The sequence below is a fragment of the Sulfurimonas sp. genome, assembly GCF_026196735.1.
In the GTDB taxonomy this organism is placed as follows: domain Bacteria; phylum Campylobacterota; class Campylobacteria; order Campylobacterales; family Sulfurimonadaceae; genus Sulfurimonas.
The window spans coordinates 160,997-174,534 of sequence record NZ_JAPHUF010000012.1; the positions used below are offsets into that span (position 1 = coordinate 160,997).

Annotated in this window: 12 protein-coding genes; 11 read left to right on the top strand and 1 reads right to left on the bottom strand. The window is 34.6% G+C overall.

The features are described 5' to 3' along the window. Positions 1 to 69 precede the first annotated feature (69 nt). The 11 genes from OQK60_RS07085 (at position 70) to OQK60_RS07135 (ending at position 12,743) form a co-directional block, all read left to right on the top strand. Positions 70 to 3,876: a PAS domain S-box protein gene (locus OQK60_RS07085; protein WP_297685489.1), complete on the top strand. Its 3,807-nt coding sequence runs from the start codon at positions 70 to 72 to the stop codon at positions 3,874 to 3,876. Further along, positions 3,873 to 5,387: an HD domain-containing phosphohydrolase gene (locus OQK60_RS07090; RefSeq protein ID WP_297685491.1), complete on the top strand. Its 1,515-nt coding sequence runs from the start codon at positions 3,873 to 3,875 to the stop codon at positions 5,385 to 5,387. The genes OQK60_RS07085 and OQK60_RS07090 overlap by 4 nt, the downstream gene beginning before the upstream one ends. A 126-nt stretch (positions 5,388 to 5,513) precedes the next feature. Continuing rightward, on the top strand, positions 5,514 to 5,915 hold the full coding sequence (locus OQK60_RS07095) for a hypothetical protein (protein ID WP_297685493.1): 402 nt from the start codon (positions 5,514 to 5,516) through the stop codon (positions 5,913 to 5,915). After that, positions 5,906 to 6,583 (top strand): 16S rRNA (uracil(1498)-N(3))-methyltransferase, encoded by a 678-nt coding sequence (locus tag OQK60_RS07100; RefSeq protein ID WP_297686237.1) that lies wholly within the window; start codon positions 5,906 to 5,908, stop codon positions 6,581 to 6,583. Before OQK60_RS07095 ends, OQK60_RS07100 begins: the two co-directional genes overlap by 10 nt. Positions 6,584 to 6,740: 157 nt before the next feature. Then, on the top strand, positions 6,741 to 6,941 hold the full coding sequence (gene rpmE, locus OQK60_RS07105; protein ID WP_297685495.1) for a 50S ribosomal protein L31: 201 nt from the start codon (positions 6,741 to 6,743) through the stop codon (positions 6,939 to 6,941). Positions 6,942 to 6,952: 11 nt separating this feature from the next. Next, on the top strand, positions 6,953 to 7,768 hold the full coding sequence (gene rsmI, locus OQK60_RS07110) for a 16S rRNA (cytidine(1402)-2'-O)-methyltransferase (RefSeq protein WP_297685497.1): 816 nt from the start codon (positions 6,953 to 6,955) through the stop codon (positions 7,766 to 7,768). A 50-nt stretch (positions 7,769 to 7,818) separates the two neighbouring features. Continuing rightward, a complete protein-coding gene (gene rlmB, locus OQK60_RS07115; protein WP_297685498.1) occupies positions 7,819 to 8,499 on the top strand; it encodes a 23S rRNA (guanosine(2251)-2'-O)-methyltransferase RlmB in 681 nt (226 codons plus the stop codon). Beyond that, complete coding sequence (locus OQK60_RS07120) at positions 8,496 to 9,314, top strand: hypothetical protein (RefSeq protein WP_297685500.1); 819 nt, start codon at positions 8,496 to 8,498, stop codon at positions 9,312 to 9,314. Before rlmB ends, OQK60_RS07120 begins: the two co-directional genes overlap by 4 nt. Beyond that, a complete protein-coding gene (locus tag OQK60_RS07125; protein WP_297685502.1) occupies positions 9,308 to 10,195 on the top strand; it encodes a hypothetical protein in 888 nt (295 codons plus the stop codon). The genes OQK60_RS07120 and OQK60_RS07125 overlap by 7 nt, the downstream gene beginning before the upstream one ends. Before the next feature lie 63 nt (positions 10,196 to 10,258). Further along, complete coding sequence (locus OQK60_RS07130) at positions 10,259 to 11,479, top strand: LL-diaminopimelate aminotransferase (RefSeq protein ID WP_297685504.1); 1,221 nt, start codon at positions 10,259 to 10,261, stop codon at positions 11,477 to 11,479. Position 11,480: 1 nt separating this feature from the next. After that, a complete protein-coding gene (locus OQK60_RS07135) occupies positions 11,481 to 12,743 on the top strand; it encodes a homoserine dehydrogenase (protein WP_297685505.1) in 1,263 nt (420 codons plus the stop codon). On the opposite strand, the gene proB is transcribed toward OQK60_RS07135, so the two are convergent. Then, complete coding sequence (gene proB / locus OQK60_RS07140; protein ID WP_297685507.1) at positions 12,730 to 13,518, bottom strand: glutamate 5-kinase; 789 nt, start codon at positions 13,516 to 13,518, stop codon at positions 12,730 to 12,732. The genes OQK60_RS07135 and proB overlap by 14 nt on opposite strands. Between the last annotated feature and the right edge of the window lie 20 nt (positions 13,519 to 13,538).

Here is a 13,538-nt window from a genome sequence, read left to right on the forward strand (position 1 = left end):
TTAGCTATATTTATGTCATTTTATGTTATCCTTTGTTTTTAGAAATTAAGAGATATCTAGGAATGATTTATGAATAAATTTAGCCAAAGTAAAAAAGACATAAATATTATCATACTTGTCTCAAGCTTGAGCGCTCTTTTTATCATTGGTCTAAATGTTATTAATTTCTATCAATTACACTCTATGCATGTGGTCACTGAAGAGATTTACGAACACCCTCTAAAAGTTTCAAATACAGCATTAAAGCTCAATGCAAAAGTATATAAAATGCATAGAGATATGAAAAGTATCGTGTTGTTATTATCGCATGATGATTTAGATAATCTCATTGAAAATATCAATCATAATGAACAAAGAGTCTATAAGTTTTTTAAAATTATTGAACAAAACATACTTGAAGACGAAGGACAAAAGCTTGAGGCTGAGGCTAAACAGCTCTTTAAAGATTGGAAGCCGATTCGTGATGAAGTAATCTCATTGACAAAAAACCACAAGTTTGAAGAAGCGGAAATGATTGTTCGAGAAGAAGGTGCCCGTCATGTTGAAGCAATGGAATCTTCTATTTTAAAATTATATATACACGCTCAAAGTAAAGCTGACGAATTCAAAGCTAAATCTAACCAAATGTTTGAGAAGTATGAAACAATAAACTTAATTTTAACACTCTTATTTCTTCTTGTATTCACAATTTTTTCATTTTTTGTTATCAGAAAAATTACAAGACATATTAAAAAAAATGAGTACCTAAATAATGTCTTGTTGGTTATAAGAGCTGTTAACCAACTTATTGTCCGTCAAAAAGAGCCTCAAAAGTTAATCCAAGAGTGCTGCGACATCTTAATATCGACGCATATTTATAAGGATGCATGGATTGTTATATATGATGAAGATATGGATATAAAGCATATCGCAAGTACATATGATGCTGAAGATTTTATGCAGTTGCAAGAGAAACTAAAACAGGGCTGGGTACCGTATTGCATAAGCAAAACACGAGAGAAATCTAAAGGGCACTCTTTTATAGAAGATACACAAAAAAGCTGTCCTGAGTGTTCGCTAAGCGGTAAATATAATAATGAGAGCGCTCTTAATATAGTTTTAAAGCACAATGAAAAACTCTATGGCTACTTAACTATCTCGATTGATAAAAAACCTATTAGAGACAAAGAAGAGTTGATGCTTTTAGAAGAAGTTGCAGGAGATATCGCTTATGCGCTTTATAACATTACAATACAAAAGCAGTTAATTGAACAAGAAGAGCGTTATCGTTACATCGTAGAGGGAACAACAGACGGCTTATGGGATAGGGATTTATCAAACAATGAGGTATATATCTCTCCTCGATGGAAAGAGATACTCGGTTATCGTGATGATGAGCTGGAAAATAGCTTTCAAACCTGGAAAAGCCTTTTACATCCTGATGATTTTGCTCAGGCACATTTAGATGTTAAAACAGCTATAAACAGCAAAGATGGACGATACAGAAATACTTACAGGCTTAAGCACAAAGACGGACACTGGGTGTGGGTTGATTCACGGGCTAAAACAATCTTTGACAAGGAAAACAAACCTATTCGCATGATAGGCTCACACACTGATGTCAGCAGAGAAAAAGAGGCACAAAATGAGATTGTGCGATTAAAAGAGTTGTATGACAATGTTGTAGACAGTGTGGATAACCTCATATTTGTAAAAGATGTCAACTCTGTTTATATTACATGTAATAAAGCATTTGAAAAAACTTTAGGAAAATCAAAAGAGCAAATCATAGGAAAAATCGATTATGAGTTATTTAGTAAAGATACTGCTGATGCTTTTCGTAAACATGACCAGATAATATTTTCACACAACAAAATAATATCAAGTCATGAATGGGTTATTTACCCTGATGGACAAAAAGTCTATTTTTTAACCGTAAAATCGCCTCTGATAAATACAGAAGGTAAAACCATAGGGCTAGTTGGAAATTCAGTAGATATAACTGAACAAAAAATGATGCAAGAGGCTTTAGAACTTGAAAAAAGACGCTATGAAGCAGTGGAGAAAATCGGCAAGGTCGGGGGATGGGAATACATAATAAAGACGCAAAAGTTTTTGGCTTCATCAGAATCTAAACGCATTTATGGATTTTCCGGTGAGAGTGGTTCTTTTACAACAGAGCTTGTTGAGAGCTGTATCCCTGAGAGAGAGCGTGTTCATCAGGCATTGATTGATTTGTTAGAGAATGGTTTGGAGTACAACCTTGAGTTTGAGATACATCCATTTGATGGCAGTGCGCCTAAAATCATCTCATCTATTGCTGAAGTTAAATATGATGAAAACGGACAAGCAGAGAAAGTTGTCGGGTTTATTCAAGATATCAGTGCGAGAAAACATGTAGAAGAGAAACTTAGGTTTTCAAGAGAAAAATTTGAAAAAGCATTTCATAACACTCCCAATGTTCTTCTTATTACAAAGATGCAAACGGGAGAAATTATTGAAGTCAACCAGACCGGCGAAAAAGTTTTGGGCTATAAAAAAGAAGAACTTATCGGTAAGAAAACAATAGATGTAAATCTATGGGATGATATTGCTGATAGACAAAAGTATGTCGATGCTTTAAACAAAGACGGGTTCGTTGAGAACTTTATCCACTCTTTAAACAAAAAAAACGGTGAGAAAATAATTCTCAATATTTATGCAAGCGTGGCGAGTATTGATGGTGAAAGGTATATTTTAACAGTCGCAAATGATATTACAGAGCAAGAAAAAGCACTCAAGCAGCTAAAAGATAAAAAAGAAGAGCTAGAGACCATTTTCAATGAAGCTCCGGCACCGATGTCAATAGGCAGAGAAGATGGCAAAATATTGATGATAAACAAAGTTTGGCAAGATTTGGCAGGTTACTCTCATAGTGAGATTGATACTATTGGTAAAATGGTAAAAAAAATGACTCCAGAGTACTCTAAACAGGCACAAGAGGATATAGAAAATCTCTTTGATACCCAACAGAGAGTCGATGAAGGTGACTTTGAAATTACTGCCAAAAATGGCAAGAAGATGATTTGGACATTTACCTCTGCTCCGCTTGGCATCATCGATGGCAAAAAAGTACGAATTACAACAGCCATGGATGTAACAGAGCTAAAGAGAAAAGACGAGCTGATGATTCTTCAATCCCGTCATGCGGCAATGGGAGAGATGATAGGAATGATAGCACACCAATGGAGACAGCCCATTACCGGGATTGCTATGGATGCAAATAACATACTTTTGGATATAGCAACAGAGCAGCTCGATGATACTAAGTCAGAAAAATATGCAAGAGATATTCTTAATCAAACCGGGCATCTCTCCAAAACTATTGATGATTTTAGAAACTTTTTTAAACCCGATAAGTCAATTTCCAAAGTGAAACTTGAAGATGTGCTAAGAGAAACTTATACGATAGTTAAAGACAGCCTTGTCAATAATAATATTGAGTTTAAAACATCATATCTAAGCGAATCTGAAGTAGATGCATACCCAAGAGAGTTGATGCAGGTGTTTGTCAATATAATCAACAATGCTAAAGATGCACTTCTGGCAGGGCATACACAAAACCCGCTCATAGAGGTAAGCATAGAGGATAATGGTGCATATGTAGATGTTACGGTGTGTGATAATGGTACCGGAATTGACGAGGCTATTCTTGCAAAGATTTTTGATCCATATTTTACTACAAAAGAAGATATCACCGGTACAGGCTTGGGTCTGTATATGAGTAAAATGATTGTTGAAGATCATCTTCATGGCAAGATTGAAGCATATAACCAAGATATAGGAGCTTGTTTTAGGGTAAAACTGCTAAAGCAAAACAGTAGTCTAGGCAAAGAAAATAACGAGGAGAGAAGATGAATGATGATTTAAAAGGAAAAGTAAATTCGCTACAAAAAAAAGCTAAAAAATTTTCTGTTTTATATGTTGAAGATGAGCCAGATTTACGCGAAAAAATCGCACTTTTTTTAAGAAAAATTTTCCCTCATGTTGATACAGCCGCTGATGGTAAAGAGGGTCTTGAAAAATATCTTCAAAACAGCTATGACATTGTTATAACAGATATTCTCATGCCAAAAATGAATGGCTTGGAGCTAATCCGCAACATACGGCAAAAAAATGAAAAACAAGAAGTTATAGTCATATCTGCTTATACCGACTCTGAGTATTTAACACAATCTATTCAACTTGAAGTGACCGGCTATATTATCAAACCTGTTAATTTTGACCAAGCATTAAAAGTTCTTGAGCAGTCTATAGATAAGTTAAGTGCTTTTCGTGAAAATGAGATGTATAAAACAAAACTCGAAACAATGGTGCAAGAACGCACAAGAGAGGTGCTGCAGCTTCAAGAAATACAAGTTGAAAATTACGAACAGGCTATACATTCATTTGTGAAGATGATAGAGGGAAGAGATACATACACCGGCGGGCATAGTGAGCGGGTTGCAAGCTACTCAAGGGATATTGCCAAGGATATGGGACTAAAAGAAGAAGATTGCGAGCTGATTTATGAAGCTGGAATTTTACATGATATCGGAAAGATAATGACTCCTGATGCAATTTTGCTAAAACCGGGAGCATTGACTGATGGCGAGTATGGATTGATCAAAGAGCATGCAACTGCCGGTTATGAAATCCTTGTTGAGGTTCCGATGTATAAACATTTGGCTGAAATAGTTTATGCGCATCATGAGCGTTATGACGGGGGCGGTTATCCCCGTGGTTTAAAAGCCGAGGAGATTCCACTGCTCTCAAGGATTATGTCTGTAGCCGATACATTTGACGCAATGACGACCAGTCGAATATACAAAAGCAGAAAAACAACTTCTGAGGCAATACAAGAACTCAAAAATTTGAGCGGAGTATGGTATGACCCTCTAGTCATTAAAAGTGCTGTTAAGGTTTTAGCATCAGTTGAAATAGAGCAAAGTATAAATCAAGAACCGTGTTCGCACATGGATGATGAACGCTTTGCTTACTTCTTTAAAGACCCTCTAACACATGCTTATAACCATTTTTATCTTGATTTTATCTTGCAAAAAAGCAAAGATGAGAGTAAAGATATATGTCTAAATATTATTTATATAAAAAAATTCACGCTCTATAATCAACAATTTGGATGGAGTCAAGGTGATGAGTTTTTAATAAACTTTGTTTTTTATCTGCAAAATGAATTTAATGCTTGTAAAGTTTTTCGTATTTTTGGTGATGATTTTGTTCTTTTAAAAGAGACACATCAAGATGTTGATATAGATAAAATCAATGCTTTGCCTCAGTTTAAAGACAATAATCTTTATTGTGAAAAAAAACATTTTGATTTGAGAGAAACTAAGATTAGCAGTTATAAAGAGTTACAAGAAGAGATTTAATAAACCTTTTTTATATTTGAAAGATTGTAAATATCTTTTGCTATAATAATTTTCATAAAATAAAAAGATTTTAGCGCTATATTTGGGCTTGAAACTATACTTTTTAAACTGAAAAACGGGGTTATAATGAATGAAATGTATGACATGAGTATTGTAACTCATAGCTACAGTGTGTTGGCTGTCTTGGGTGTTATCTTAGTGAATTTTCTAATGATAAAAAAAGCTACTAATTTACAAAAGTATAAAAGAACTCATACTCTTTTTAATCCTATTGGAAGTACATTTTTGGGTGCCTTGATTTTTACGGGTGTCATTATGATGGCTGCAAAACATTTGGATTTTACTATTGAAAATATAATTATGATAGTTTTTTCAATAGTGCTGATTATTTTAGAAGTTAAACGCTCTTTAAAATTAAAATATTTAAATAAACAAAATGAATTTACGGAGTATAAGCTGTTTGCATATAAGCTTTTAGCCTTGGAAACTTTTCTAACTATAAGTATCTCAATTTGGATGTGGCTTTGATTTATACTTTTCATGATGAAGCCGGTGAGAAAACCATACATGTCAAAGGTGAATTATACAAATATCTTGTCAAAGTGAGACGACATGTACAAGGCGATGAACTCTGTTTTCGCTCTAGAAAAGATATAAAAAATCTGCATAAATACAGAGTCCAGAGTGTAGAATCAAGAAGCTTGGAACTACTCTTAACCTCTTCACATGTCAAAGAGGTCAAAAGCAAAAAGTCTCTACATGTAGCTTGGTGCATAATAGACTCAAAGTCAATAGAAAAAGTTCTTCCCTCACTTTGTGAGATAGGAGTTGAGCGAATCTCGTTTATCTCTTGTGACAGAAGCCAGAGAAACTTTAAACTTGATTTTAAAAGATTTGAAAGAATTTTAGAAGCTTCTATGCAGCAAAGCGGAAGAAGTTCATATATTGAGTTTAACACATATAAAAATATAAAAGAGTTTATAACAGAATTCCCAGATACCAAGGTCTTTGATTTTTGCGACAATACATTAGATGATAGCTCTGATTTTAAGAGAGTATTGGTTGGTTGTGAGGGCGGTTTTTCACGCAATGAGAAAGAGTTCTTGTCAAAATTAGAAGTATTTAGACTAGATACACCTATGGTTCTGCGTTCTGAGAGTGCTGTGATGGCAGTGGCAAGCAAAATATTACTATAAAACACTAATCGATCTAAGCTCTTTGAAGCAGATATAGTTTTTTATTTGAAACATAAGAAAAGTTTAGATATAATTCGACTCGATAAAAATCCGCACCCATACGGATTAAAAAAATATATAGATATTCGCAAATTACCGAGTATCAAAAGGCAAAAAAATGAAAAAAGATCTTCACCCTAACTTTGTAACTTGTACTGTAACATGTGCATGTGGAAACAGCTTTGAAAACAAATCTGAAAAAGCAACATTAAACATTGACATCTGTAATGAGTGTCACCCATTCTTCACTGGTAGTGAGCGTATGGTAGATACAGCTGGTAGAATCGAGAAATTTAACGCTCGTTACGCTAAAAAGTAATTTTTTAGAACTTGTTAAAATTAATTCCAACACCGATTGGAAACATAGGCGATATATCGCTTAGAGCTATCGAAGCTTTAAGTGATGCCGATATACTTCTTTGCGAAGATACTCGCGTTACAAAAAAACTTATCCACATTTTAAAAGAGCGCTACAATACTTCTTTTAAAGAAAATCAAGAGTTTATTTCACTTCACTCACATAACGAAAAAGATTTTATTGAAAAACTAGAGCCATCCTTTTTTGAACAAAATATTATTTATGCCAGTGATGCAGGAATGCCTGGTATTAGTGACCCTGGACAGGCTTTGGTCCGATATGCCCAAGACAATGAAATAGAGTATGATATTTTACCTGGTGCAAATGCAGTTCTTACGGCATTTGTAGCTAGCGGATTTGTTGATACGAAGATGCTGTTTTGGGGATTTTTACCACACAAGGGCAAAGATAGAGCTGCTTCACTTCAAGGCGCGCTAAACAGTGGCTATACGACAATCCTTTATGAATCACCACATAGATTAGAAAAATTTCTCAATGAACTTTCACATGAAGATGGCGAGAGAAAGATATTTTTGGCTAAAGAGCTTACTAAAAAGTTTCAAAAGTATGTTTTTGGGACAGCAAAAGAGTGTCTTGCTAAATTAGACAATAATTTTAGAGGCGAATGGGTTGTTGTAATAGAAGCTGGAGATTTTCATAACTACAGTGCAGTAAGTCAAAATGATATTTTAGAGCTTGATTTACCAAAAAAGACGCAGGCAAAGCTTATCAGCAAAATAACTGGTGAAAACACAAAAGCTTGTTATGAACGACTACTAAATATATAAGAAAATCAATCAAAAACCATTTCTTTATCTTTTTTAGGTAGAATGTCTTTATGTTAATTTATGCAAAACAACCAATCAATTATATTATTAAAAACCATCCTGAGAGAATCAAGACTCTTTATCTCGCAAAAGAGATAGACAAAAAAGAGTATTCTCGTCTAATGAAGATGAATTTTGAGATTAAAAGAATTCCATCAGATGCCGCAGGAAAAATGTGTAAAAATGCTTCTCATCAAGGTATTTTAGCAGAGGTTGACGACTTTAAACTATATGATTACCAGTCATTTTTAAATCGAGAATTTGTACTCGTTTTATCAGGACTAACAGATATTGGAAATATCGGTGCCATTGTTAGAACTGCTTACGCTTTAGGCGTTGATGCCATCATTGCATGCGGGGTTAAACAACTGCCATTTGAAGGCATCTTGCGTACAAGTACCGGCGCTCTTTATGATATGCCCTTTGCATTAGAGAGTAATATTCATAATGTTATGAACGATTTGAAAACATCAGGTTTTACTACTTATGGAGCCGATATGGGCGGCACAGATATACGAGATGTAAAAGTCAAACAAAAAAGAGCTCTATTTCTCGGAAGTGAAGGCGAAGGTCTGACTTCTAGAGTAAGTTCAAAATTGGATGAAGTTGTCAGCATAAAGATGTCACATGAATTTGACTCTTTAAATGTAAGTGTCGCTGGAGCTATTTTAATGGATAGGATGAGAATATGAGTGAAGATTTTAACAAATTAAAAGATATCGGTATTCAAAAGATTCATGAGACAACCCACATATCGAGACTACATGTACAATCTTTTTTAGATGAGAATTTTGATGATATGACAAAAATCCAGTTTTTAGGTTTTGTCTCGATACTTGAGAGAGAGTACGGAGTAGATTTGAGTGATTTAAAAGCAAAATTTTTAGAAAATTTTGCTGCAGAGACAAAAAAAATTGAAGCAGAAGAAGAGGAAGGTGAAGCTAAATTATTTTTAACAAAGAAAAAAAGAAATTTTACAGTAGTGTATATAGCAATAGCTCTAATTATATTTGTACTTGTTGCAACATCTACTCTTATGGATTCAAATAATACTTCCTCAGAAATTGAGACAATAGATAACAGCATGATTGAAAATGCTAAAAACAATATGGCAGTGACTTCTGAAGATATAAACAGTTCTGCAATTGAAGAAAACGAAGAAAACAATGAAAGCATCTCCGAAGTAAAAGAGCAAGAGCCATTAAAACAAGCAGATAAAAGTGAAGTTTTATCTTTTAAAATTATCCCAAAACATAAATTGTGGTTAGGTTATATTGACTTGTCAACACATAAAAGAGATCAAAAACTATTTTCAGATGAATTATCGCTTGATCCAGACAAAAACTGGCTTTTGACGCTTGGTCACGGCTATATAAGCATAGAGATAAATGGTGAAACTAAAGAGTTCACAAATCCTAAAACAGTAAGATTTTCATACATAAACAAAGAGTTAAAAGAGTTGAGTTTTCAAGAATTTAAGAAATTAAACAGAGATAGTGAATGGTAAAAATATTTTTAGTTTTGTTGCTGTTTTTCTCTTTATCTTTCGCAGATGAGATGCAAGAGATAGAAGATGAAGATCTTTTAATTAAAAAAATTGAGAGTTTGATAGAGCCAGAAGTATTTGCTAAAGATAAGGCCTATATTGATATTATTTTTTCTCCAAAAGAAGATTATTACACCGATGATGGTAGAGTAGATTCTGTAAAAGTAATAGAGACTCTTAAAGCACATGGTGTGCTAAATCTGTTTTTTAAAAAACCTCGCGAGATAAATATTAGTTTTAAAACTGAGGGAACACCGCTGTTTTTTGTGAAAATTATGAGCGATACTCTTAGAAATATAGGCTACTATAGATATGTAACAGAAAAATCAAACCTAATAAATTCTGAGTTTACATGGAATATCAGTTTAACTTCTGAATATGCTGCAGACCCTCTTATACTTAGTAAAGAGTTAAACAAAAGCGGTTGTAAAATAGTTGATGTGATTAGAGAGTCAGCAACTGACTGGGTATATATTATTGATATGAAAAATTCAAGACTTAATACAAAGGTTATTGAAGAGGGACAGGAAATAAAGCTAAAAAGATCACTCTACTCATACTGGCTGGATGTATCGAAGATAAAACAACTACGCATTACAAGCTCATTTAGAAATAACTGGTATCCATATATTGCCTATTATGATAAATCTTTAAATTTATTAAGAGTTGTAAAAAGAGATGTTAAAAGAAGAAGCATAACTCTTAACATGAAAGAAAATACTCATTATTTGAAAATTTCAGATATTTATACTCTTAAAAATATAAAAGATGCTTTGGTCTTAACGCCAATAGGCTCAAGAGCAGAACAAACAAAAGAAACAAATACAGTAGAAGAAAACTAAAAAAGTAGTTTTTTATCAAAATTTTTCGCTAAAATGTCATTAATTATTTAATCAGGAATTTTGATGTTTGACGAAATACAATTTGACAAGATGAAAAGACTACCAAAGTATGTATTTGCTGAGGTAAATGACCTTAAGATGGCAGAGCGTAGAGCTGGTGCTGATGTTATTGATTTTTCTATGGGTAATCCAGATGGCGATACCCCTGAACATATTAGAGAGAAGCTTATCGAGTCTGCCCAAAAGACAAAGACACACGGGTACTCAACTTCTAAAGGTATTCCTAAACTTCTGATGGCTATTTCTGATTGGTACAAAAGAAGATACGACTGTGATTTAGACCCGATGACAGAGTGTGTTGCTACTATGGGTTCTAAAGAGGGTTATGCTCATCTTACTTACGCAGTAACCAATCCAGGCGATACAGCCGTTGTTCCAGACCCTACTTACCCTATACACGAGTACTCTTTTATATTGGCTGGCGGAAATGTTGTAAAGTTTGGGATAGAGTTTGACGAGCATTTTAGACTTGATGAGGATAAATTTTTTGTAGACTTAGACAGAGTCCTCAAAGAGAGTTCACCTAAGCCAAAATATGTTTTAGTTAACTTTCCTCACAACCCTACAACTGTTACGGTAACTCAAGAATTTTATGTAAAACTCGTACACATGGCAAAAGAGAGAAGGTTTTATGTAATAAGCGATATCGCTTATGGAGATATAACTTTTGATGGATATGTTACTCCTTCGATTATGAGTGTTCCGGGTGCAAAAGATGTGGCAGTTGAGTCTTTTACACTCTCAAAAAGTTACAATATGGCTGGTTGGCGTGTTGGTTTCTTTGTAGGAAACAAAAAACTTATAGGCGCTCTTCAAAAGATAAAGTCTTGGTTGGATTATGGAATGTTCACTCCTATCCAAGTTGCAGCTACTGTTGCACTAAATGGAGACCAGCAGTGTGTTAGAGACATCACAGCAAAATATGACCATCGTCAAAAAGTTTTGCTAGAGGCATTTGAGAGAGCCGGCTGGAAAATAAATAAAAATGAAGCTAGTATGTTTGTTTGGGCAAAACTTCCGGAGTGTGTAGAGCATTTAGGCTCTTTGGAGTTCTCAAAAAGACTTTTAACACAAGCTGGCGTTGCAGTTGCTCCGGGTATTGGTTTTGGTGCTTACGGTGAAGGTTATGTCCGTATCGCTCTTATTGAAAATGACAATCGTATCCGCCAAGCGGCAAGAAATATCAAAGAGTTTTTAAAACAGTTTAAGAAGGAAGAAAAATAATATGATAAAAGTAGGAATAATCGGCGTTGGAACTGTTGGAACAAGCGTAGTAAATATTTTAAAAGACAACGCTGATGTTATTTCTGCTCGTGCAGGTGTTGATATAGTAGTAAAAAGCGGAGTTGTTAAAAATCTCTCTAAAGATAGAGGCTTAGACATAATTCTGACAGACAATGTTGATGATATTTTAAATGATGATGAGATTGATATTGTTGTAGAACTTATGGGTGGAGTTGAAGAGCCGTTAGAAGTTGTAAAGCGCGCACTTAAAGGCGGCAAGGCAGTTGTCACTGCAAATAAAGCACTTCTGGCATATCACCGTTATGAACTAGCAGAACTAGCAAAAGATATTGCTTTTGAATATGAAGCAGCTGTTGCCGGCGGAATTCCTATTATCAATGCTCTTCGTGATGGTTTATCTGCAAATCACATAGAGTCAATTATGGGTATTATGAACGGTACATGTAACTATATGATGACAAAGATGACTAACGAGGGTGTAGCTTATGATGACATTTTAAAGGAGTCTCAAGAGCTAGGTTATGCAGAGGCTGATCCATCATTTGATGTTGGTGGATATGATGCTGCACATAAACTTCTTATCCTAGCTAGTATTGCCTATGGAATAGATGCGAAACCTGAAGATATCTTGATTGAGGGTATTGAACATGTAACTCAGGATGATATCTCATTTGCAAAAGAGTTCGGTTATGCTATAAAACTTTTAGGAATTGCCAAAAAAGACGGTAATGAAGTAGAACTTCGTGTTCATGCTTGTTTGATTTCTCAAAATGAGATGATTGCGAAAATTGACGGTGTTATGAACGGAATCAGTGTTGTTGGAGATAAAGTAGGAGAGACACTTTATTATGGACCTGGTGCCGGTGGAGATGCAACTGCATCTGCCGTGGTAGCAAATATCATCGATATTGCAAGAAGCGGTAAAAGTACACCAATGCTTGGTTTTGATAAACCTATGGAAGGTAAGCAGCTAACATTGAAACCAACAGAAAATATTGAGTCAAAATATTATCTTCGTATTAATGTCTCTGATAGAACCGGTGTTTTAGCTAAAATTACTAAAGTGTTTGAAGAGAATAATATTTCTGTTGAGACTATGCTTCAGCGACAAGCTTCAACAGGCTCTGCAAACTTACTTATTTCAACTCACACGGCTCTTGAGAGAGATATTCAAAAAATGATCAAAGAGATAGTATCTCTGGATTTTGTAAATTCTACTCCAGTAATGATTAGGATGGTGTAATATTAGAGGCTGCTGCTTTTGGCATAAAAACAGTTCCCAGATTGTGCTCGGAGTTTAGTAGATAAGACTCCGCTGAGTCTAAATCAAAACCATTGCACAGAAACATTTTCCCACCTCTTTTCATTAGAAAATCCGCAGCTTTTAATTTTGTAACAATTCCACCCGTAGCAAATTCGTTTCCAGGAGAACTCTCTTCATCAAGGGCGCCATCGGGAATAGTGTCTATGGTTTTAAAAAGTTTTGCATCTTTGTGCTCACTCGGATTTTTGTCGTAATAACCATCTATATCACTAAGTATTACAAGTAAATCTGCACCGGTTGCATATGTCACAGTAGCTGAAAGCGTATCATTGTCTCCAAAGAGCTGTTCGGGTGTGGAAGTGATATCATTTTCATTAACGATGGGAAGAATATCGTTCTCTAGGTGTGCATCAATGATTTCTTGAAACATTTTTGTTCTTTTTCTGGAGTCAAAATCATCTTCTGTAAGCAGTATCTGTGCAGTATCAATACCATATATATCAAATTTTTTCTTATATGAAGTCATTAGTATAGGCTGACCGGCTGCTGCAAGGGCTTTTTTGCCTATCTGTTTTCTTTTGTCCAGCTTTAGAGCTGAGTATCCGGCAGCGACTGCCCCTGATGTAACTAAAATCACATCATATTTCTTTTTTACTTTTGCAATTAATGAGACAAGATTAAGCATTCTCTCTTTGGCTATATTGTTGTTTTGTGTCAAAACAGCACTACCGACTTTTATCACTATTCTTTGCATTAGTTACCTTTATTGTTGTA